17 protein-coding genes are annotated in these 21,016 nt (G+C 68.7%); 8 read left to right on the top strand and 9 right to left on the bottom strand.

Translation table 11 applies throughout. The annotated features are described in order from the left end of the window. Positions 1-32: 32 nt before the first annotated feature. Entirely contained in the window at positions 33-1,013 is a 981-nt protein-coding gene (locus tag ABD116_RS26065) for an HhH-GPD family protein (protein WP_343975513.1), read from the top strand. Between the two features lie 174 nt (positions 1,014-1,187). Here the strand turns inward: ABD116_RS26065 and ABD116_RS26060 are convergent, their stop codons facing one another. Continuing rightward, positions 1,188-2,141 carry a DivIVA domain-containing protein gene (locus tag ABD116_RS26060; RefSeq protein WP_270135943.1) on the bottom strand — a complete coding sequence of 318 codons (954 nt, stop codon included), beginning with the start codon at positions 2,139-2,141 and terminating at the stop codon, positions 1,188-1,190. Between the two features lie 72 nt (positions 2,142-2,213). Beyond that, the gene (locus tag ABD116_RS26055) at positions 2,214-4,460 is read right to left on the bottom strand and encodes a kinetoplast-associated-like protein (protein WP_343975508.1); all 2,247 of its coding nucleotides are present in this window, start codon (positions 4,458-4,460) and stop codon (positions 2,214-2,216) included. Positions 4,461-4,705: 245 nt separating this feature from the next. On the opposite strand from ABD116_RS26055, the gene ABD116_RS26050 reads away from it, so the two are divergent. The 3 genes from ABD116_RS26050 (at position 4,706) to ABD116_RS26040 (ending at position 8,703) form a co-directional block, all read left to right on the top strand. Continuing rightward, a complete protein-coding gene (locus ABD116_RS26050) occupies positions 4,706-7,435 on the top strand; it encodes a hypothetical protein (RefSeq protein ID WP_343975505.1) in 2,730 nt (909 codons plus the stop codon). Next, positions 7,432-8,094 carry a hypothetical protein gene (locus ABD116_RS26045; RefSeq protein ID WP_343975502.1) on the top strand — a complete coding sequence of 221 codons (663 nt, stop codon included), beginning with the start codon at positions 7,432-7,434 and terminating at the stop codon, positions 8,092-8,094. The genes ABD116_RS26050 and ABD116_RS26045 overlap by 4 nt, the downstream gene beginning before the upstream one ends. 180 nt (positions 8,095-8,274) lie before the next feature. After that, positions 8,275-8,703, top strand: coding sequence for a hypothetical protein (locus tag ABD116_RS26040; protein ID WP_343975500.1), 429 nt, complete (start codon positions 8,275-8,277; stop codon positions 8,701-8,703). 263 nt (positions 8,704-8,966) lie between these two features. Here ABD116_RS26040 and ABD116_RS26035 read toward each other — a convergent pair whose 3' ends face one another. From ABD116_RS26035 to ABD116_RS26020, 4 genes are all read right to left on the bottom strand, one after another. Beyond that, the gene (locus ABD116_RS26035; protein WP_328330040.1) at positions 8,967-11,513 is read right to left on the bottom strand and encodes an ATP-dependent Clp protease ATP-binding subunit; all 2,547 of its coding nucleotides are present in this window, start codon (positions 11,511-11,513) and stop codon (positions 8,967-8,969) included. Positions 11,514-11,852: 339 nt separating this feature from the next. Next, entirely contained in the window at positions 11,853-12,182 is a 330-nt protein-coding gene (locus tag ABD116_RS26030; RefSeq protein ID WP_343975495.1) for a histone-like nucleoid-structuring protein Lsr2, read from the bottom strand. 287 nt (positions 12,183-12,469) lie between these two features. Further along, positions 12,470-13,990, bottom strand: a complete 1,521-nt coding sequence (lysS, locus tag ABD116_RS26025; RefSeq protein WP_343975492.1) for a lysine--tRNA ligase — start codon at positions 13,988-13,990, stop codon at positions 12,470-12,472. A 10-nt stretch (positions 13,991-14,000) separates the two neighbouring features. Then, complete coding sequence (locus ABD116_RS26020; RefSeq protein WP_343975490.1) at positions 14,001-15,290, bottom strand: MFS transporter; 1,290 nt, start codon at positions 15,288-15,290, stop codon at positions 14,001-14,003. A 59-nt stretch (positions 15,291-15,349) separates the two neighbouring features. Here ABD116_RS26020 and ABD116_RS26015 point away from each other — a divergent pair, with 59 nt between their 5' ends. After that, positions 15,350-15,928 carry an ArsR/SmtB family transcription factor gene (locus tag ABD116_RS26015; RefSeq protein WP_343975487.1) on the top strand — a complete coding sequence of 193 codons (579 nt, stop codon included), beginning with the start codon at positions 15,350-15,352 and terminating at the stop codon, positions 15,926-15,928. An 86-nt stretch (positions 15,929-16,014) separates the two neighbouring features. Beyond that, the gene (locus tag ABD116_RS26010; protein ID WP_343975484.1) at positions 16,015-16,704 is read left to right on the top strand and encodes a DedA family protein; all 690 of its coding nucleotides are present in this window, start codon (positions 16,015-16,017) and stop codon (positions 16,702-16,704) included. On the opposite strand, the gene ABD116_RS26005 is transcribed toward ABD116_RS26010, so the two are convergent. After that, complete coding sequence (locus ABD116_RS26005; RefSeq protein WP_343975481.1) at positions 16,690-17,991, bottom strand: hypothetical protein; 1,302 nt, start codon at positions 17,989-17,991, stop codon at positions 16,690-16,692. The two genes, ABD116_RS26010 and ABD116_RS26005, sit on opposite strands and share 15 nt — an antisense overlap. Positions 17,992-18,073: 82 nt before the next feature. On the opposite strand from ABD116_RS26005, the gene ABD116_RS26000 reads away from it, so the two are divergent. Both ABD116_RS26000 and ABD116_RS25995 read left to right on the top strand, forming a co-directional pair. Next, complete coding sequence (locus tag ABD116_RS26000; protein WP_343975478.1) at positions 18,074-18,493, top strand: TIGR03668 family PPOX class F420-dependent oxidoreductase; 420 nt, start codon at positions 18,074-18,076, stop codon at positions 18,491-18,493. 31 nt (positions 18,494-18,524) lie between these two features. Then, complete coding sequence (locus ABD116_RS25995) at positions 18,525-19,085, top strand: carboxymuconolactone decarboxylase family protein (protein WP_343975475.1); 561 nt, start codon at positions 18,525-18,527, stop codon at positions 19,083-19,085. A gap of 1 nt (position 19,086) precedes the next feature. Here ABD116_RS25995 and ABD116_RS25990 read toward each other — a convergent pair whose 3' ends face one another. Then, positions 19,087-20,517 carry a multicopper oxidase family protein gene (locus ABD116_RS25990; protein ID WP_343975472.1) on the bottom strand — a complete coding sequence of 477 codons (1,431 nt, stop codon included), beginning with the start codon at positions 20,515-20,517 and terminating at the stop codon, positions 19,087-19,089. Next, on the bottom strand, positions 20,518-20,946 hold the full coding sequence (locus ABD116_RS25985) for a hypothetical protein (RefSeq protein ID WP_343975469.1): 429 nt from the start codon (positions 20,944-20,946) through the stop codon (positions 20,518-20,520). Between the last annotated feature and the right edge of the window lie 70 nt (positions 20,947-21,016).

Genomic DNA, 21,016 nt, shown 5'->3' with positions numbered 1-21,016 from the left:
GTTCGAACCTTAATGTCAGGATTGTGCCCGACATGTCAGACTCGCCGCTCCCCCACACACCAGCCCGCACGCCACGCTCAGCCTCGTCGGCTCCGGCGGCCCGCTCAGCCTCGGCGCGCTCGTCGGCTCCGGCGGCCCCCTCCGCCTCGGCCCTGCACGAGCCGATCCTCGACTGGTACGCCGAGAACGCCCGCACCCTGCCCTGGCGCGAGCCCGATGCCGGTGCCTGGGCCGTGATGGTCAGCGAGTTCATGCTGCAGCAGACACCGGTCGCCCGGGTGCTCCCTGCGTACGAGCGGTGGATGCAGCGCTGGCCGAAGCCGGCTGACCTCGCCGCGGAGGCTCCAGGTGAGGCTGTGCGGGCTTGGGACCGTCTGGGGTACCCACGGAGGGCCCTGCGGCTCCATGCGGCGGCTAAGGCGATCGTGGAGGAGCACGGGGGCGTAGTACCGGATGACCACGCGGCACTGCTCGCACTGCCGGGGGTGGGGACGTACACGGCGGCTGCGATCGCGTCGTTCGCGTATGGGCAGCGCCATGCGGTGGTGGACACCAACGTGCGCCGAGTCTTCGCCCGGGCCATCACTGGGTCGGCTCAGCCGACCATCTCGCCCACTGCGGCCGACCTGCGGCTAGCTATCTCCGCACTGCCCGCCGACGAGTCGACAGCCGCCCGCTGGGCCATCGCCACAATGGAGCTAGGCGCCCTCATCTGCACCGCCCGAACCCCGCGATGCGCCGACTGCCCGATCCAGAGCAACTGCGCTTGGGTGCTGGCGGGCAGCCCGCCCTACGACGGCCCACCCCGCAAGGGCCAGACCTACGAAGGTACGGATCGCCAGGTGCGTGGCCGACTGCTCGCAGTGCTGCGTGCTGCGCAGGGCCCGGTCCCGAAGAGCGAACTGGATGCGTGCTGGCCAGAGCAGATCCAACGCGAGCGAGCCCTCGACGGCCTGGTTGCCGACGGCCTCGTCGACCCGGTAGCCAACAACAGCTACCGCCTCCCGGCCTGACCCAGCCCACGCCGGCTGCTCGCGAAGCGAGCTAACCCGGGTGGCACCCGGCCGGCACCAACAGCCCAGGCCGGGTGAGCCATCGCAAAAGCCCGAGCGGCTGCTGCCGATCGGGCGGGGTGCCGATGGCCGGCCCGGGGTCGGGCCGGCCTCAGCAGGTCGTACAGGTGGTGATCAGTTCTTCTTGCTGCTGTTCGCCGTCGCCTCGTCGGCGTCGTCGGTGAGCAGGTCCAGCGGCATCGCCGGGCTGCCGGACAACGTGGCCAGCATCTGCCGGACGTTGGTCAGCTGCGCGTTGATGCTGTCGCGACGCTGGGTCGCGGCGGCCAGCTCGCGCTCGGACTCGGCGCGGATCCGCTCGGACTTGTCCTTCGCGGCCGCGACGATCTCCTGCGCCTGACGGTTGGCGTCGGCCAGCTGCTGCTGGGCCAGGCGCTCCGCCTCGGACCGGGACCGGTCGGCTTCGCGCTGCACCTGGGCCGCACGGTCGGTGACCGCCGCCAGCTGCTGCTCGGCCAGTGCCGTCCGGGCCGCGAACTCCTGCTCGACCTTGCCCCGGCGCTCGGCCAGGGTGGTCTCGAAGGCAGCCGCCGCCTGAGCGGACTTGGCGCGCTCCTGCTCGTACAGCGCCTGCGCCTCGCTGCGGCGCGCGGTCGCGTCGCGCTCGGCCTCGTCGCGCATGTCGTCGGCCTGGGTGCGGGCCTCCTCGAGGATGCGGGCAGCCTCGGCGTCGACCTCGCTCTTCCAGTCCAGCGAGTACTGCTCGGCCTCCTTGCGGACCTTCTTGGCGTGCACGTCGGCGTCGGCGACGATCGCGTCGGCGTCGGTGCGGGCCCGGGTTACCAGATCGCGGGCCTCGTCGTCGGCCAGCGACAGGATCTTGGCGACCCGCTCACCGAACTCGGTGAAGGTGGGCGTGCGGTCCTTGTTGTCCTCCTGGGCGGTGATGACGGCCGACTCGGCCGCGTCCGTCCGGGACTGCAGCTCCTGAACGTGGCGCTGCAGCTGCTCCGACTGCTGCTGCAGTGCGGTCAGCGAGGTGGTCAGCTCACGAACGTGCTGGTCCACCTGGGCAGGCTCGTAGCCACGCAGAACGGTGCGGAACGGGGTTGGGGATTCACTGCTCATGTCTTCTGATGCTCACTTCGGTGGGTGGGTGGATCACACATTGTCACTGACAAGGATCTGACTGTCACGTCCTCATCCTGATTCCCCCGTGGAACCCTCGCTACCGGACATTCCACCACCTGCGTGGAACCCAGGGATAGCGAGTGCCTCGATCACACCCGAAAGCTGGGTGAGCTCCTTGGTGATCTCGTCGCGGCGCTGGTTCAGCGCCGCGACCCTCGCCTCGGCGTCGGCGAGAAGTTTTCGGGCCTGCTGGCGCAGCTCGTCGGAGTGCTCGCGGGCCTGCGCCTCGAGGCCCTGGGCCTCGGCACGGGCCTTGCGGATCAGCTCGTGCGACTGCCGCTGCGCGTTGGCCAGATCGTTGGCGGCCTGCTCGCGGAGTACCTGCGTGCTGACCTTCGCCTCGGCCTCGCGGCGGTTGGCGCGGGTGATGATCTCCTTGGCCTCGACCTCGGCGTTGGCCTTCAGCCGGTCGGCCTTCGCCTGCGCCTGCGCGGTCACCTTGTCGGCCTGCTGGGTGACACTGGCGAGCGTCGCCTCGGCCTGCTGGTTGGCCGACGCGAGCGTCTTCTCGGCGAGCGCGGTCAGCTCCGCGTTCTCCTTGGCGATCGCGGCCTGGGTCTCCTTGAGCCGGCTGGTCGAGCGGCTGACCACACGGCGCAGATGCGCGCGCTTGGCGCGGGCCAGCTCGGCGACCTCGATCGCCGCCCGGTCGCGGATCCCCCGGGCCTCCTGCTCGGCGGTGGCGACCAGGTCGTCGACGGTCTTCTTGCTCCAGGCCGTCTGCTTCTCGGCCTCGGCGAGCGCGGTCTCGGCCGCCTTGTTCGCGTCCTCGACGATCCGCTGCGCCTCGGCCGACGCCGTACGCCGATCCGCCTCGATACTGTCGACGACCAGCTTGGCCTGCGCTCGCGCGTCGGCCATCAGCCGCTCGTTGGCCTCTTCGGCCTCGGCCTTCTTCGCGGCGATCTCCTCGACCGCGGCGGCGCGCAGCTTGTCGATCTCGAGCGAGATGGCGGCCATCTTGGCGCGCTCGGTCTCCTCGAGCTCGGCGGTCCGGCGCTCGAGCTCGGTCCGGTTCTCACCGCGCAGGCGCTCGATCTCGGCATGCGCGGCGGCGATCTGCGCCCGGGACTTCTCCCTGGCCGCCTCCGCCTCGCGCTCGACCGTGGTCCGCAGGGCGATCGCCTCCGACTCGGCCCGGGCGATCAGCTCGGCCTCATTGCGAACCGCTGCCTGCGAAACGAGCGCGGCCTGCTCGCCGGCGTCGGCGACGAGCTGCTGCGCCTCGCGGCTCGCGCGCTCGACTGCCGCAGCGGCCGCCTCGCGGGCCTGCTTGGCCTCCTCGACGATCTCGTCGGCTTCTTCCTTCAGCCGCGCGGCCTCCGCCTCGGCCGCGGCGATCCGCCGATCCGCCGCCGCCTGCGACTCCTCGCGCAACCGGTCGGCCGCGGCGTGCGACTCGGTGTGCAACTGTTCCGCGGCCGCCTTGACCTCGATCCGGCGCTGAGCCACCTCGGAGTCGACCGTGCTGCGCAGTTCCTCGGCAGCAGCCTCCGACTCGGCCTTCAGCCGCTCGGCAATCGCGGTCGCCTCGGACCGTACCCGCTCGGCCTCAGCCGTCGACTCCGCCCGCAACCGCTCGGCGGCCTCGGTCGACTCTGCTGTCAGTCGCTCGGCCGCGGCCTGGGCCTCGCCAAGAATCCGCTCGGCCTCGGCAGTCGAATCGGCACGGACTCGCGCCGCTTCAGCAGCCGCCTCGGAACGGAGCCGCTCGGCCTCAGCCTTCGAGTCGGCCAGCAGCTTGCCGGCGGCCTCAGTCGACTCGGACCGCAACAACTCGGACGCTGCCGTCGACTCGGCCCGAAGTGTCTCGGCTGCGGCAGTGGACTCCTGCTCCAGGCGCTTGGCCAGAGCCTGGGCTTCGGTACGGACCCGGTGGGCCTCGGCCTCGGACTCGCTCCGGAGTTGCTCGGCGGCGCGCTCGGCATCGCTGAGCAAGCGCTGGGCTCCGGAGTGAGCATCGGAGCGCAGCTTCTGGACCGCTTGCTCGGCCTCCGCGCGCAGTGCCTGCGTCTCCTCCTCAGCCGCCGCGCGTAGCTCCTGCGCATGCCGCTCGGCCTCCGCCTTCACCCGCTCGGCCTCGGCGCGGATCCGCTCCGCCTCTTCCAGCGCGGTGTCGTTCTCGTACTCCGCCTGCTCGCGCAGGGTGTCCGCGATCCGCTGTGCGCGCTCCAGCACGCCGCCCGCTTGCCGCACGCCAAAGGAACCGGCGTCGGGGACCGGTTCCTGGGTCAGCGGCAGACGCGGTGCGTCCATGCGACGAGATGATTCCATCTCCGGCCCCCTCTCCAACAGTCCGGGTCCCAAAGCCGTGGTCACGTAGCTACAACGAGCGAGTTCGGGTGACGGGTTAACTTTCCTTCATGCCGCTGCGCGATCTTCCCACCGAATCGAAGGCCGCGGCGGCCCTGCTCCGCACGGAGGAGCTGGCACACCGAAGGACCTTACGACGAACCCAGTGGCAAGGTGTAACCCTCGCGTGTCTCTCAGTGGTCTGCACGGTGGCCGTCCTGTTGCCGGGCAGCGCGAGCACAGGCTGTTACCTCTGGCGCGCGACGACCCAGCCGGTGAGCGGTCGCGGCGCGGCCCTGGCCCTACCCCTCACGCTGATCGCGCTGGTGCTCGCGGATCGCTTGTCTGCGGACAGAATCGTCCTTCGCCGGCAGGTCCGCGGCTGGGGTGCCGTGGCGGTTGCTGTCGTCTCCGCGACCGCATGGACCGGCCTTGCCTGGCAGGGCCGATCGGGCTGCGGCACCTCACCGGCTGTGATCGGTTTCCTCGCCTCCGCCGCCTTGGCCGCGGTCATCGCCGCCTATTGGGCGACCTGTTCGCCAACTGTTTCACCACTGCTCGGCAGCCCTTCGGAAGGCCGCGAAAACTCGTCGGAAGAAAGTCTCGATCAGTCCGAATTGCGAGCAATCTTCGTCGAATTGACCTCTTCGACCGAGCCTCCGCCGGTCTCCCGCCCGGTCGTCGCCCCCGTTCTGGCCGGCTCGCTGGCCGCGATCCTCCTTCTTTCAACCGTCCTCCCCTGGCGCGAACTGCTCGATCCCGTCGCCCTCGGCCCGGCCGGCGCAGAGGCGGGCATGATCCGCGTCCAGCTCTGGGAGATCCCGTACGCCGAAACGTGGGCCGCCCTACTCGCCCTAACCGCCGTGGCCGTGCTCGGCGCATCCATAGCGCGCTACCTGCCCGTGCTCCGGCCTGCGTCCGCACTAGCCGGCGCTCTCGCAGTAGCCGGCGTCCTCTCGGCACTGGTCCAACTGCCGGACCAACTGTCCGACGGCGTGGGCTATCGCCCAGGGATCGGCGCCTGGCTCGCACTTGCATCTGGTGTGGTGCTGCTAGGCCTTGGCGCCCAAGCTCGCCGACGCGAACTGCTTGCTGTCTTGCTAGCCGGGGCTGTTGGCGTAACGGCTGGAGTACTCGCGCCAGCGACAGCAGCACCGGAGTACAAACCCCTAGCGTTTGCAGGGATTCCGCATCGACTGCTGGACCTGCAGGGCGGGCAACTGGTCGACCGGCTCGGCATGCGCGTCGCCATCGGTACGTCGGACCCGCTGGACTCGATCGCGGGACGGTTGGACGGCGGACCGGGTCAATGGCTTCTGGGCCGTACTGGTTCGGAAGGGTCGACTCTGTTCGAGTACCGCGACGGGGTGGCGTTCCCTCGCGTCACCTTGAGCCACGGTGTGACACCACCCGCATTGCTCGGCGTCGAGGACGACAAGATGGTCATGCTCGCTGGCGGAGCAGGCAGTCGACCCTGGGCGATCCTCGCCGTCCCACTGACGCTAGTGGCTGCTGATGTGAGCCTGAGCCACAAGAACCCCGACAACACGTACTACGTGACGCCCGACGTCGACGTCCTGGCGACCGGCCAAGGCCCTGCACTCACGCATCGCAACGCGGACCGGTCGATCGTCATCTGGGGAGGCACCACCACCTGGCAGATCCCAGCCGATCGCTTGCGTCCCGGTCTGGATCTCAGCGCCTACGTGGTGGACCCAGGACCCGGCGCACCCGGCAACGCGGTGTCTACCGGGCCTGACGGCACTACTGCTTGGCGAACCAGTCGGACGGGCCTGGCTCTGCTGCGGCCCGGCTCTTCTATGGCGCAGCAGCTCACTGGTGTCGCTCCTGCTGCCTGCTCGCTGAGCAGAGACGCGGCCAGCTCGTCGCTGACGGTCGAGGCCTTCGCTGTCGACGTCCGCGGCAACGTGTGGCTCGGTGGTGGTTCGCCGACCGCAGTGGTCACGCCAGACGGCGTGCTGCGACTGCTGCCGGGTGGAGCTGCTGGAGTCGACAGCATCGAGGCACGGCCGGATGGGTCGGTGTTGCTGGGGACGTCGCCGGGTGGGGGCGACCAGGTCCTTGAGATCACAGGTGCGGCCGATGCTGCTGAGTCGTATCCGGCTGCACCCGAGCCAGACGCCCGGTGCGACCGACGGACGCCGGCTCTTGGGAGTACGGCGTACAAGGCGACCGTGGTGCCGGTCGTGCCCGCTGTGGATCCGCCGGGGAAGGTGGCGACGGGGACGGCGACTCAGCTGGGTCTGGACGGGCATGGGCGGCTGGTGCAGGTTCGACTGCCTATTGCGGCGCATGCGTGGGCTCCGGACGGCCTGGGCGGCGTCTGGTGGACTACGAGTGGCCCGGGCAAGGCGTCCAACGAGATCGGCGTTCATCTGGTGGGCGGGTCGACCAAGGTCGTGCGAGACCCTGCGCCTGAGCTGCCCAACCAGCGGGGTGAGTTCGCGGCCGCTGCTGGGGATCGGCTCGTCACTGCGATCGGTGGGAACCTGTACAACTTCTACGGGCCGGGCGAGCAGGTCAGCCGGGTCAAGGTCGCCGGTGGGCTGCGGCCGGACGGGCTGGTTCAGTTGAGTTCTGGGGATGCGGCGATGGTGCTCGACGAGCGGCTGGTGCTGGTGAGCCGGAGCGGGCGAACCACTGCGCTGTTCGGTGGAGCCACCACGGGCTGGCCGATCTCGTCGACCAGCGTCGCGCCGAGCCAGTGGACCACGGACGGCAACTGGTTCGCGGGTCCGGACGGGAAGCTCTGGGGGTACGACGGCAGCCATCTGGTGCGCGTCGACGGTCCTGGGCGAATCACGACGATCGCCGGACCGGCCCAAGGAGTACCGCAGGCGGCCGACGAGGTCACCGTCATCGGCCGCTCACTATTCTTTGCCTTGGGCAACGATATTGTCCGGCTGGATCCGCGATGACCGAACTGCCGCCCGATGAGCAACTCCCACCGAAGCTCGACGCCCTGGAGCGCGAACTGGGTGCTCAGCAACATCGATGGTTCGCCTTGGCGATGCTGCTTGCAGCCATCGCGACCGGTGTCACGCTGCTACTCCCCTGGACGTTCAGCCGCCGCCTAGGTCTGTCCGTCTGGCAACTCGGCATCGAGACCCAACCAACCCTCGCCCTCACCTGGGCAGCCGGCCTGCTCGCCACCATCCTCACCCTCGCCCTGCCGCCCGGCCCGAAATCCCAAGCCGCTGCGGCGATCACCGGCGTCATCACCCTCATCTACCTCGCCGGCTGCTGGCAGGCCCGCGATCTCGAGCAACTGACCGACACCTGGCCAGGCCCCGGCCCCACCCTCGCCCTAACCACCGCCATCATCTGGCTCCTCATCACCTCAGCCCACCTCCTGGCCACCCACCTCCACCACCCACCCCCCACCGAAGAAGCCCTGACCATCGCCCACTCCCGCCTCCGCCGCATACCCACCCCGCCCAGCCACTCCAGCCCGACCAGCACCCCGAACATGCCTAGCCGAGCCGGCCGACCCACCCGATCCACCACGCCCGGCACCCCCACTGCATCCGAGCTACCCGGACCATCCAGCGGCCCACCCAACCGGGGAGACCAATAGCCCGATCCGGGCGTACAACCCACCCCAATGCCGGCCAGAAACCTCCCCGACCCAACGGTTGCGGACGGTCCCCGGGCAGAGCGCTTACGGAGGGCGTGGCTGGTCGGGTCACCCGGTGGAGTGAGGGGAGTCCCTCGCGGAGTTGAGGTGGTGGGGGCTGGGGAGCGCGAAGGTGGAGTGGTGAGCGTCATCGCCGTCCGCCGGACGCAGGTCTGGCTACCAATCGCAGTGGCCTGCATGTCGCTGGCTCTCGGTGCCTATGGAGTCGCCAGGCTGCTCAGCGCTGACCCCCTCGGCATCGAAGAGTTCGCTGGGCTGTTCGGCGTCGATGCGCTCGGACTCAGCTTCGTGCCGAAGCGGGTGGATGCCGGGGCTGTGGCAGTACTGGGCTTGATCGGAGTACCGGCTGCCGTCGGGCATGCGCGGACCGAGTGGAGCCCATCGGCGTACCGGCCGTTGTTGTGGTTCACCGCCGTGGAGGTGGTTGCGGCTGTGGGGCTGCTCCTGGCGCCAGGAGCAGCCGTCACGGCGAGAGTGCTAGCGGTTGCGCTGGCTGCAGGCTGGACAGCACTCGGCATCCGAGGCCTGCGCTACACCCGCACCACCTGAACCGCAGTACGGCGTACCCGCCCGGCCCCGGCGCCACAGCCCCACCGCTCGTACCCCAGTACGTCGCACCGCCCGGTTCTCGGCCACAGCCGTGCCGTCCGATCCCGGCGGCGGCCGTGTCACTCCGGCCTCAGCTGCTGCCGTGCGCGCCGATCGTCCGTTGTGGTGGTGCTGCTTGGGGCTTGGTCGTGTTGGGTGGGTGGGAACGGCGGAAGGCCCCACGGACGGGTGTCCGTGGGGCCTTCCGGTTGGTGCTAACGGGCTCAGGTGTCCTGGAGGCCCGAGGTGCCGCCGCCGGCGATCTCGGTGAGTTCCAGGTCCGGGTCCGCAGCGGTGCTCTTCTGAGCGCCGGTGAAGGTGAAGAACTCCGGCACGCCGTCCTCGCTGACGGTGCCCTCGGGGGCGACGTCGACGAGCACGATCTGGCCGGGACGCAGTTCCCCGAACAGGATCTTCTCGGCCAGCACGTCCTCCACGTCACGCTGCAGCGCGCGACGCAGCGGGCGGGCACCCAGGATCGGGTCGAAGCCACGCTCGGCGACCAGAGCCTTCGCCGCCGGGGTGAGCTCGATGCCCATGTCCTTGTCCTTCAGCCGCTCTTCCACCTGCGCGACCATCAGGTCGACGATCTGGACGATCTCTTCCTTGCCGTGCTGGTGGAAGACCACGATCTCGTCGACGCGGTTCAGGAACTCGGGACGGAAGTGCTGCTTCAGCTCGTCCGTCACCTTCGCCTTCATCTTGTCGTACGACCCGACCACGTCGTTGGCTCGCTGGAAGCCGGTGCTGACCGACTTGGCGATGTCGCGGGTGCCCAGGTTCGTGGTCATGATGATCACGGTGTTCTTGAAGTCGACCACGCGGCCCTGGGCATCGGTCAGCCGACCTTCGTCCAGGATCTGCAGCAACGAGTTGAAGATGTCCGGGTGGGCCTTCTCCACCTCGTCGAACAGCACCACGCTGAACGGCTTGCGGCGGACCTTCTCGGTCAGCTGGCCGCCCTCTTCGTAGCCGACGTACCCAGGAGGCGAACCGAACAGCCGCGAGGCCGTGTGCTTCTCGGAGTACTCCGACATGTCGAGGCTGATCAGCGACTTCTCGTCGCCGAACAGGAACTCGGTCAGTGCCTTGGACAGCTCGGTCTTACCGACACCCGACGGTCCCGCGAAGATGAACGAGCCGCTCGGCCGGCGCGGGTCCTTCAGACCCGCACGGGTCCGCCGGATCGACCGGGACAGCGCCTTCACGGCGTCGACCTGACCGATGTACCGCTTGGCCAGCTCCTCCTCCATCTTCAGCAGTCGCGAGGACTCCTCCTCGGTCAGCTGGAAGACGGGGATGCCGGTCGCGGTGCTGAGCACCTCGGCGATCAGCTCCTCGTCGACCTCGGCGACGACGTCCATGTCGCCGGCCTTCCACTGCTTCTCCCGCTCGGCCTTCGCGTTGATCAGCTTCTTCTCGTCGTCGCGAAGAGAGGCCGCCCGCTCGAAGTCCTGGGCGTCGATCGCCGACTCCTTCTCCCGGCGCACGTTCGCGATCTTCTCGTCGAACTCGCGCAGGTCCGGCGGAGCGGTCATCCGGCGGATCCGCAACCGGGAACCGGCCTCGTCGATCAGGTCGATCGCCTTGTCCGGGAGGAAGCGGTCCGAGATGTACCGGTCGGCCATCTGCGCCGACGCGACCAGGGCCGGGTCGGTGATGGTGACCCGGTGGTGCGCCTCGTACCGGTCGCGGAGGCCCTTGAGGATCTCGATCGTGTGCGCGATCGATGGCTCGGCCACCTGGATCGGCTGGAACCGGCGCTCCAGCGCGGCGTCCTTCTCGACGTACTTGCGGTACTCGTCGAGGGTGGTGGCGCCGATGGTCTGCAGCTCGCCACGGGCCAGCATCGGCTTCAGGATGCTGGCCGCGTCGATCGCGCCCTCGGCGGCACCCGCACCCACCAGGGTGTGGATCTCGTCGATGAACAGCACGATGTCGCCGCGGGTGCGGATCTCCTTGAGGACCTTCTTGAGGCGCTCCTCGAAGTCACCGCGATAGCGCGACCCGGCCACCAGCGCGCCGAGGTCGAGCGTGTAGATCTGCTTGTCCTTCAGGGTCTCGGGCACGTCGCCACGCACGATCGCCTGGGCCAGGCCCTCGACGATCGCGGTCTTGCCGACGCCCGGCTCACCGATCAGGACCGGGTTGTTCTTGGTCCGCCGGGACAGCACCTGCATGACCCGCTCGATCTCCTTCTCGCGCCCGATCACCGGGTCGAGCTTGGACTCGCGGGCGGCCTGGGTGAGGTTCCGGCCGAACTGGTCGAGCACCAGAGAGCTGCTCGGGGCACCTTCGGTGGCCCCGGAGCCGGCGGTCGCCGTCTCCTTGCCCTGGTACCCCGAAAGCAGCTGGATGACCTGCTGCCGGACCTTGTTCAGGTCCGCTCCGAGCTTGACCAGGACCTGCGCGGCGACACCTTCGCCCTCACGGATGAGGCCGAGCAGGATGTGCTCGGTGCCGATGTAGTTGTGGCCCAGCTGCAGGGCCTCACGCAGGGAGAGCTCCAGTACCTTCTTGGCGCGAGGGGTGAACGGGATGTGGCCGCTCGGAGCCTGCTGTCCCTGGCCGATGATTTCCTCGACCTGAGAGCGGACAGCCTCCAGCGAGATACCAAGGCTCTCCAGAGCCTTGGCGGCGACACCCTCACCCTCGTGGATCAGGCCGAGCAGGATGTGCTCGGTCCCGATGTAGTTGTGGCTGAGCATCCTGGCCTCTTCCTGAGCCAGGACGACTACCCGACGGGCGCGGTCCGTAAATCGTTCAAACATCGCCAAAGCGCTCCTTGCCTCAGAGGAGTCGGACGTGCCGTGTAGGCCGACCCCCGTACATGCATGCTAGTCCCCGGCACCGACAGGCTCGCTCTCAGCGAACAAGCGACGACCTCCGGTACGGCCGCGAAGTGGGGATCACAAGGGAACAACCCCGCTCAGTGCCCCGGTGTTCCCGACGCGCTGAGTGTTCGCCACCAGCGAATTCATCCCTTTACCTGCCCGGTCAGGCACCGGCTCGCACCGACCCGCCGAACTGTGTCCACACTGTGAAACGGCCGGAATGCGGACGGTCCCGGCGCCATACCTGGCACCGGGACCGGCAAAGTCCGGAAAAACTTACTTGGCGTCGTTGTAGGCCGCGCGCACCTCGGCCGAGATCCGGCCCCGCTCGCTGACCTCGTAGCCGTTGTCCTTGGCCCACGCGCGGATGTCCGCGGAGTCGGTGGCCGAGCGGCCACGGCCGCGCGTCCGGCCGGCCCCGCCCCGGCGCCCGGAGACCCGGCGCCCGGCGCCGACGTAGCCGGACAGGGCGTCGCGCAGCTTGGCCGCGTTCTTTTTCGACAAGTCGATCTCGTACGTCGAACCGTCCAGTCCGAAGGTCACGGTCTCGTCGGCCTTACCGCCGTCGAGATCGTCCTCGAGAACCACCTGAACCCTTTGCGCCATCTTGTGACAGTCCTTTCCGCGCCCGCCACCGGGCACAATCCCCCTGCCGAATTTCTTGTTACTGATTTCTACAGCACAAACCGGCAAGTTGTCATTCAACAGGCGGAATGGGCAGGAAAGATGTGACTAAAGCCTCCGGTTCCGCCGACGCTGCGCATCCGTCGTGACGATGGGTATTCATCGCGCTCACCCGCCGGATCGTGGAAAGAATCGGCCCCGGGAATGGATTTGACCGTTGGTTGTGCTATGCAACAGCCCGGGGCCGCCTTTCAGATCAGCGGAGGAAACTACTCCGGCCGGAGCAGCGGGAACAGAATCGTCTCCCGGATCCCGGCCCCGGTGAACAACATCACCAGCCGGTCCAGGCCCATCCCCATACCGCCGGCCGGCGGCATCCCGAACTCCATCGCGCGGAGGAAATCCTCGTCCAGTTCCATCGCCTCGGGATCGCCGGCCGCGGCCAGCAACGACTGTGCCACCAGGCGTTCCCGCTGGATCACCGGGTCGTTCAGCTCCGAGTAGCCGGTGCCCAGCTCGACCCCGTTGATGATCAGGTCCCAGGCCTCGACCAGGCCCGGAATTTCGCGGTGCGGCTTGGCCAGCGGCCGTACCGACTCCGGATAGTCGCGTACATAGGTGGGCTGGATCAGGGTGTGCTCGACCAGCTTCTCGTAGATCTCCAGGGCGATCTCACCGGCATTCCAGGCCGGCTGCAGCTCGACCTCGTGCTGCTCGGCGATCTTGATCAGCCGGGCCGTCTCGGTGGTCGCGTCGACGGTCTCACCGACCGCTTCGGAGACCAGCTCGAATAGCGTCGCGTGCCGCCACGGCTGGTCCAGATCGATCTGCGAACCGTCGCGCGCGGTGACCACGCTGCGGCCGACCGCACGGGCCGCGTTCCGGATCAGCTCCTCGGTCACTTCGGCGATCGAATCGTAATCGCCATAGGCCTGATAGGACTCGATCATCGAGAATTCCGCCGCATGGGTCGAGTCGAGACCCTCGTTGCGGAAGGTACGGCCGATCTCGAACACCCGGTCGACGCCGCCGATCATCGCCCGCTTCAGATCCAGCTCGAGCGCGATCCGGAGCTTCATGTCCTGGTCGAACGCGTTCAGGTGGGTCGTGAACGGCCGGGCCGCGGCGCCGCCGTTGGTCAGCTGCAGGACCGGCGTCTCCACCTCGATGAACTCGTGGCTGTCGAAGGTCGAGCGCAGCGACTTGAGCACGGCGGCCTTGGTACGGACCATCTCCCGCGCCTCCTGGCGCACGATCAGGTCGACGTACCTCAGGCGGACCCGGGCCTCCTCGTTCAGCGGCTTGTGCTCGTTCGGCAGCGGGCGGAGCGTCTTGGCCGCCATCTGCCAGCTGGTCGCCTGCACGGACAGCTCGCCGCGCCGGCTGGTCACCACCTCGCCCTGCACGGAGATGAGGTCGCCGATGTCGACCAGCGCCTTGTACCGGGCCAGCTCCTCCTCGCCGACCTCGGCCAGCGACAGCATCACCTGCAGCTCGGTACCGTCGCCCTCGCGCAGCTGGGCGAAGCAGAGCTTGCCGGTGTTGCGCTGGAAGATCACCCGGCCGGTCACCGCGACCAGCTCGCCGGTCTTGAAGTCGTTCTCCAGCTCCTGCACGTCGTACTTCGCCCGCAGGTCCTTCAGCAGGTGCGTCCGCGGCACCGAGATCGGGTAGGGCTGTACCCCCTCGGCCAGCAGCCGGTCACGCTTCTCCCGGCGTACCCGGATCTGCTCGGGCAGGTCGTCCTGCCCGCTGTCGGGGGTCGCCGGGTTCTCACGTGATTCAGTCATGCCTCAAAGGCTAGTGACTTAACGCCTCCACCAACGAATCCTTTGTCCGTACTACGTCCCTCCGGGCCACCAGACCCGCCGTAACAGCCGCGCAAAGGACGGCGAGCACCCCGGCGAGGACAAAGGTCGCCCGAGGCCCGACCAGCGCCCCGACGGCACCGCCCAGCAATAAAGCCACCAGCGAGCAGGCCCGCGCCGTACCACTCAATGCAGCCACCACCCGGCCACGCAGAGCATCCAGCGACCGGGTCACCACCAAGGTGCTCGTGGCCGCGTTGAGCATCCCGCCCCCGAACCCGACCGCCACCGCACCGATCACCAGCGGGACCACCCCACCCGCCAGGCCCATCAGGACGCAGGAGACGCCGATGGCCGCAGTACCGGCCAGCACTGCGCGGGTGCGGGCCAGGTCGCTCCTCAACCGGCCGGTGTACCAGGCGCCGGCGATGGCACCCGCTCCCTGGGCGGCTAGCACCAGGCCGTAGCCGGTCGGGCCGAGTCTTATCTCGTTTCTGATCAGCAGGACCTCGACCACATTGACCGCCTCCCCGACCAGGATGAACACCCAGAGCGCTGGCACGAGCACCTGCAACAGGTTGTCGGCGAAGAGGCTGCGCAGACCAGCAGTCATGCCCCCTCGCTCCTTCGGTGCCCCGGGCAACGGAGTACGCCGGGTGCGCACCAGCCGGGCAACGACCGCCAGACCGACAAAGGTCGAGGCGTCGACCAGCAAAGCGACCCGATCCCCGGACATGCCGACCAGTAGGCCGCCTGCTGCCGACCCTGCCAGGGTGGCCGCACCGATGAGCGCCTGGCTCACCCCGGTTGCCCGGCCGACCAGGTCGTCGCCGACGATCCGTGGGATCAGCGCCGCCCAGGCCGGACCGGCGACGGCTTGGCCGACCTGCAGCACGCAGACCAGTGCCAACGTGGCCGCGAGTCCGTGGGAAAAGGCGATCCCGACACCGGCGGCCGCCTGCAGCAGCGACGCCCACACCAGGACCCGGCGCGAGTCGTACGCATCCACTATCCGGCCCGCGAACGGGATCATCACGACCGTCGGCACGGCGAAGGCCAGCAGCAGGGCGGTGATCGCCGCCGTGGCCGAGAGTCCGGAGCCAGAGCCGCCGCCTGCGCCGGTGCCCGTGCCGTCGCCCGAGACGCGGAGCATCAACGCCACCAGGGCGATCGCGTCACCGGCGTACGAGACCGCGCGGGCCGGCAGCACCAGCCGGATGTCTCGGTGCGACCAGAGCGAGGCGGCGGCCGGCGTACCGGAGATGTGAAGTGGTTGCTTCATAACTATGAAGTTAATGCTTCAGATATCGGATCGTCAAGGGACCGGCTACGCTGTCGGGCGTGGCCGCGAAGAAGAAGCGCGTGGTGCTGACCGACCCGCGAGCGATCCGCGCCCTGGCGCACCCGGCCCGGCAGCGGATCATCGACGAGCTGTACAGCGGACGGGTGCTGACCGCGACGGAGTGCGCCGAGCTGGCCGGGCTGACCCCGTCGGCGACCAGCTACCACCTGCGCGCGCTGTCGCGGTGGGGCATCATCGAGCGCGCCGAGGGCTCGCCCGACGGGCGGGAACGGCCCTGGCAGGCCCCGGCCACGAGCCTGGTGATCTCGTCGCAGTCGACCGGCGCCGGCCGGCTGGCCAGCCAAGCGATGATGCGCAGCAACATCGACCGGGTGATGGAGCAGTTCGAGGAGCTCCCCGGCGACGACCCGTGGGACGGCGTCAGCGCGATGAACCGCAGCCGCCTGTGGCTCACCAAGGCGGAGACCGAGCAGCTCGACAAGGATCTGATGGAGGTCGTCAACCGCTACCGCCGCGGCCGCTCGGCGGCCAGCCACCCGGCCGGAACCCGGCAGGTGAGCACCCTGATCGCGATCGTCCCCACCGGCAAGCCACCCGCCAACGGTGACGCAGAGTGATCAGTTCAACCTGAGGGACCCTGAAATTCCCCCGGAATAGCTCACAGATCAGCTATTCGCTTGCTCCGCGGTGCCAGGATGGGGGTATGGGGGCAACGACATTGCATGCGCTGGCGATCGCGATCCCGACCGGCGGGGTCGCGATCCTCGCCTATCTGGTGGTCGGCCTGGTGATCGGGGTCGAGTCGATGGGGGTGCCACTGCCCGGCGAGACGACGCTGATCGCCGCCGCGCTGCTGGCGTCGCAACACGACCTGAACATCGTCTTCGTGATCGCCGCGGCCGCGGCCGGCGCGATCATCGGCGACTCGATCGGGTACTTCATCGGCCGGAAGGCCGGTCGCGGGCTGTTCGAGCGACTCGGCCGGCGGTTCCACCACTTCTCCGAGGAACGCATCGTCAAGGCGGAGAAGTACTTCCACAAGTACGGCGTCTGGACGGTCTTCTTCGGCCGGTTCGTCGCGCTGCTGCGGATCTTCGCCGGGCCGATGGCAGGCATGTTGCGGATGCACTATCCGCGGTTCCTGGCCGCCAACGCGGCCGGTGGCATCGCCTGGTCGACCACGATCGGCGTGGTCGCGTACAAGATCGGCGACAACGCGGACAAGATCTTCGGCGAGGTCTCGGTCTGGGCGCTGGTGGTGATCGGCGCCGCGCTCGTCGTGGCGTACGCGGTCTACAAGATCCGCAAGCGGCGCAACGCGGTGCACGAGGCCAAGCCGGCAGTGGCCGCCGGCGACGCGGACGTAGTACCGGCCGAGTCAGCGGACGCTTAGAGCCAGCGTCTGGGTCGTCTTGCCGAGCAGCGGGCGGCCCAGCGACATCGCCTTGGGGATCACGAAGCGGTAGGCGAAGATGCCGGGCTGGGTGACCTTGAAGGCGACCACCGCGGTGCCGCGTCGCATCGGGACGCGGAGGCCGGCCCAGTGCCTGGTCACCTTGTTCCAGGACTGGAACGTCACCACGGTGTTCATGGCCGGCCTGACCACGACGATCGCGGTCACCGTCTCGCCGCGCTTCTTCATCGCGCCGCCGAGGAAGCCGGTCGTCTGGATCCGGGTGACGGTCTGGGTCAGCCGCGCCTTGCTGGTCGACTGCGAGGCGACCGAGCCGATCTCGCTGTAGTCCTGCGTCATCACCTTGTACGGCCGGCTGGCGCTCGTCACGACCGGGATCTCGTAGTGCCCGCCGGAGGTGGTCTTGCCGCGGCCGGCCGGTGTCCAGCGCCCGTGCGGCGTCACCTGGGTCAGCAGCACCACGGGCAGCCCGGACATCGTCGTTCGTTGCTGCACGCAACTACCTTCGTCGGCGCAGACGACCTCCTGGAGGATCGACCGGCCACGGATCCTGATCGGCAGACCGTACTGCGCGGCGGCGGGGATCGAGGCTTCGGTCGTGCTGCTTCGGGCCGAGATCTGGCCACCGACGGCGGTCGACCACTCGTTCTGGGCGCGCAGCTGGAAGAGGTACGGCGGCTTGAGGTCCTTGACGACCTGACGCATCGAGGTGGTGCCCGGTCCAGCGGTGCGCAGGGGTTGGCCTGGGCGGCCGACGACGGGCACGTACAGCTGGGTCTTGGCCGGCACGTCGAGTGGGTCGTGGGGGCTGAAGTCCTCGGGCGTCGGCGGGACCGTCCAGCGGATCAGGACGTCGCCCTTGCCGGTCGGGGTCGCGGACGCGCCACTCGGGCGGACCGGTCCGCTGGTGTCGAAGACCGGGGAGCTGGCGAGCTTGCTGGACATGCCGCCGGTCGACGTACCGATACCGACGGACACCTTGTAATTGCCGTCCGGCGGGAAGGCCGAGACCGGGATCGCCCAGGTGTTGGGGGCGTCCGCGGCGACGAACTTCACGTACGACGGGCTGGTGCTGAGCACGCCCTCGATGGTGATCCGGTTCGGGGCGTCGGAGTCGGCCCAGCTGACCTTCACCTCTTGCCGGGTGCTGTCGGCCCACGCGACGGTCACCTTCGTCGGTACCGGATCCGACGAGCATGCGGTCAGCAGGGTCGCGCCGATGACGGTCGCCAGGGCGGCCGACAAGACGCTGCGGAACCTCACCATCTGGCCTCACCCAAACTCGTGGACGGTCGCGTAGACCATACCTACCGGCCCCAACCCGGATTGCGGCAGTAGGGTCGGCAGCGTGCGACTGAGTGCGGACAGCTGCCGCGAACGGTTCACCACCGCCGATCACGCCTACCTGGCCAGTATCAGCCCGGGCGACCCGCTCCGGCCGCATCTCGTACCGGTCGTTTTCGCGGTCTCTGCCGACCCGGACCTGGTCGTGATCGCCGTCGACCAGAAACCCAAGTCGACCACCGACCTGCGCCGGCTCCGCAACATCTCCGCCAACCCCCAGGTCGCCCTGCTCTGCGACCGGTACGACGCCGACTGGAGCCGACTCTGGTGGGTCAGAGCCGACGGCCACGCCCGGGTCGACTTGGAAAACCCAGCGGCTCTGGAGCTGCTCGCGGCGAAGTACCCGCAGTACCGCACCGATCCCCCGCGCGGCCCCGTCATCACCGTCGCCATCGAGACCTGGTCCGGCTGGTCCTTCAGCTAACTTGGTAAGTCAGATCCGAGGGGGAACTCAGATGGCATTCATCAATCCGTCCACACCACCACCCGGCTTCCTGGACGACAACCGCGCCCCGGCCGGCCACATCCCGAACTTCGTCAAGACCTTCGCCTCCCGCCCCGACGTCTACGAGGCCTGGAAGCAACTCAACGGCGCGATCAAGGCCTCCATGGACCTCCGCCGCTACGAACTGGCGACCCTGGCCGCCGCGACGGCCCTGAGATCCAGCTACTGCAGCCTCGCCCACGGCCAGGTCCTGGCCGAGAAGTTCTTCACCCCCGACGAAGTCGCGGCCCTGGTCGACTCCCCCGCCCCCGACCCCGTCGACCGCGCCGTCATGGCCTTCGCCCGCAAGGTAGCCCTGGCCGCCGACACCGTCACCCAGACCGACATCGACGACCTCCGCGCGCTCGGCCTGTCCGACGACGACATCCTCGACGTCTCCCTGGCAGCCGCCGCCCGCTCCTTCTTCTCCAAAACCCTCGACGCCACCGGCACCACCCCAGACCCGACCTTCAAAACCCAACTCCCCGCCGGCCTCGCCGAAAAGCTCTCGGTAGGCCGTCCCATCGACTGACCTACTCCGGTTGGTTGCCGGTGGGGCCGTCGAGATGGAAAGGCGTCGTCACACCTTCGTACATCAAGTGGGTGACCAGCCCCTGCGAAGCGTGGGGGAGGTTGTGGCAGTGGTCCATCCAGATGCCTGGGTTGTCGGCGAGGAAGGCGATCTCGTAGGTCTCGTTGTCTTCTACGTTGAGGGAGTCGGTCCACCAGGGGCTGCCGGTGGCTTGGGCGCCGTTGCGGGTCAGGACCAGGACGTGGTGGCCGTGTAGGTGCATGGGGTGGACTTGGCCGGAGGTGTTCTTGACGGTCATGGTGACCAGGTCGCCTTCGGTGACCATGAACATGGGGACCTTGGGGTACTGGTGGCCGTTGATGGTCCACCAGAGGCCGGGTTTGCCGTTGAAGAAGCCTGGGCGGCGGCCGATGGTGTAGTTGAAGTGGCGGGTCGCCTTCGCGGGGTCGAAGGGCAGGGCGGCTGGTTTGCCGTAGGTGAGGAGGTCGACTCGGTCTTTGGGTTCGGGGGCGGTGGGGGCATCGCCGTCGCCGATGACCAGGGTGGTCGGGCCGCCGCCTAGGCCGATGCGGACTGCCTTGCCGGGTGGCAGGGTGAGTTCCAGGTCGATGCGGCCGCCTGCGGTGACCAGGACCGACTTGCCTTCGACAGGGGGTGGGTCGTTGACCGCAGTGCCGTCTACTGCGACTACTCGGTACCCGGTGCCGTCTACCCAAGCCGCCATCGGGCCGTTGTCGGTGTTGATCAGCCTTAGCCGCACAGTGCCAGTTGCGGCGACTCGGCGCTCGCCGTAGCCGCCGTTGACGGTTCGGACCTTGTCGTAGGTGTGCACGGCGGCCACTACGTCGGTAGTACCGGGTGAGATGACCAGTACGCCGTACAGGCCCTTCTTCACCTGCTCATGCGACAACTGGTGCGAGTGGTACCAGTACGTGCCCGCATCGACCGCCACGAACCGGTAGGTGAACGTCTGCCCCGGCTGGACCGCGTCCTGCGTGATCCCGGCGACCCCATCCTCGGCAGCCGGTACGTCGACCCCGTGCCAGTGCAGCGTCATACCGTCCGGCACGGACTCGTTGACCAGGGTGACCTCGATCAGGTCGCCTTGTTTCGCGTTGATCTGTGGACCGGGCGAGGTGTGGTTGAGCGTGTAGCCGTCCATCGGGCCGCGGCCGGGGATGTCGAAGCGCTCCTTGCGGGCGACCAGCCGGACCGACACGTCGGCGGCCCGATCGGCGGCCGGCTTGAGCTCCGCCACGCTGCTGCCATGGTGGTGCCCAGCCGGCATCGCGGGTCCGCCGCCGTAGTCGGCGTACCCCATGTCCATCGCCGACAGGCCGTCCGGCACCAGGCTCTGCTGCCAGAACCACCCGATCGGGGCAAGCACCACCAGCGTGGCCGCGATCGCGACCACGGTGCGGCGATGCTTCATCTAGATGGTCGCCTCGGTGCCGACCTTCTGCTGGCTGGGTGCCGCTCGTCTGGCGGCGATCCCCGCGACGCCGGCCAGCGCCACCGCGTTCGCGGCGTGCAGCGCTCCGATCACCGGTACCGAGAAGGACGCGAAGGCCAGCGCGATCTGCAGCGCGACCAGGCCGAACACGATCAGCGCCCATTTGATCCCGGCATCGACCCGGGCGAAGAAGGACACGATCAGGAGCAGGATCGCCAGCAGCGGGATCACCATCGAGCCGACGATGCCGTGCAGCTGGTGGCCGAAGTTGCCGTCGTAGTTCTTGTCGATCACCAGGCCGTCGTCCACGTCCTTGAGAGCCGTGAACCAGGCCAGCCCGATCGCCATCACCTGGATCAGGACGCCGAGCGCGATCAGATTCGCGAGGGCGCGATAAGTGGATTTCATGATCCTCCCCCGGACCACGCGACCCGCGTGTTGCGACCACGATGCCCTGTGGCCCCGGGCCTCCCCGCCC

Origin of the sequence: Kribbella koreensis (assembly GCF_039525325.1) — a bacterium.
In the GTDB taxonomy this organism is placed as follows: Bacteria; Actinomycetota; Actinomycetes; order Propionibacteriales; family Kribbellaceae; genus Kribbella; species Kribbella koreensis.
This window is presented reverse-complemented; position numbering and strand designations above follow the sequence as displayed.

What these genes read in the sequence shown, in the direction of transcription:
- ABD116_RS26065 (WP_343975513.1), top strand. Translation starts at nt 33, where the DNA reads ATGTCAGACTCGCCGCTCCCCCACACACCAGCCCGCACGCCACGCTCA.
- ABD116_RS26060 (WP_270135943.1), bottom strand. Translation starts at nt 2,141, where the DNA reads ATGAGCAGTGAATCCCCAACCCCGTTCCGCACCGTTCTGCGTGGCTAC.
- ABD116_RS26055 (WP_343975508.1), bottom strand. Translation starts at nt 4,460, where the DNA reads ATGGACGCACCGCGTCTGCCGCTGACCCAGGAACCGGTCCCCGACGCC.
- ABD116_RS26045 (WP_343975502.1), top strand. Translation starts at nt 7,432, where the DNA reads ATGACCGAACTGCCGCCCGATGAGCAACTCCCACCGAAGCTCGACGCC.
- ABD116_RS26035 (WP_328330040.1), bottom strand. Translation starts at nt 11,513, where the DNA reads ATGTTTGAACGATTTACGGACCGCGCCCGTCGGGTAGTCGTCCTGGCT.
- ABD116_RS26030 (WP_343975495.1), bottom strand. Translation starts at nt 12,182, where the DNA reads ATGGCGCAAAGGGTTCAGGTGGTTCTCGAGGACGATCTCGACGGCGGT.
- lysS (WP_343975492.1), bottom strand. Translation starts at nt 13,990, where the DNA reads ATGACTGAATCACGTGAGAACCCGGCGACCCCCGACAGCGGGCAGGAC.
- ABD116_RS26020 (WP_343975490.1), bottom strand. Translation starts at nt 15,290, where the DNA reads ATGAAGCAACCACTTCACATCTCCGGTACGCCGGCCGCCGCCTCGCTC.
- ABD116_RS26010 (WP_343975484.1), top strand. Translation starts at nt 16,015, where the DNA reads ATGGGGGCAACGACATTGCATGCGCTGGCGATCGCGATCCCGACCGGC.
- ABD116_RS26005 (WP_343975481.1), bottom strand. Translation starts at nt 17,991, where the DNA reads ATGGTGAGGTTCCGCAGCGTCTTGTCGGCCGCCCTGGCGACCGTCATC.
- ABD116_RS25995 (WP_343975475.1), top strand. Translation starts at nt 18,525, where the DNA reads ATGGCATTCATCAATCCGTCCACACCACCACCCGGCTTCCTGGACGAC.
- ABD116_RS25990 (WP_343975472.1), bottom strand. Translation starts at nt 20,517, where the DNA reads ATGAAGCATCGCCGCACCGTGGTCGCGATCGCGGCCACGCTGGTGGTG.
- ABD116_RS25985 (WP_343975469.1), bottom strand. Translation starts at nt 20,946, where the DNA reads ATGAAATCCACTTATCGCGCCCTCGCGAATCTGATCGCGCTCGGCGTC.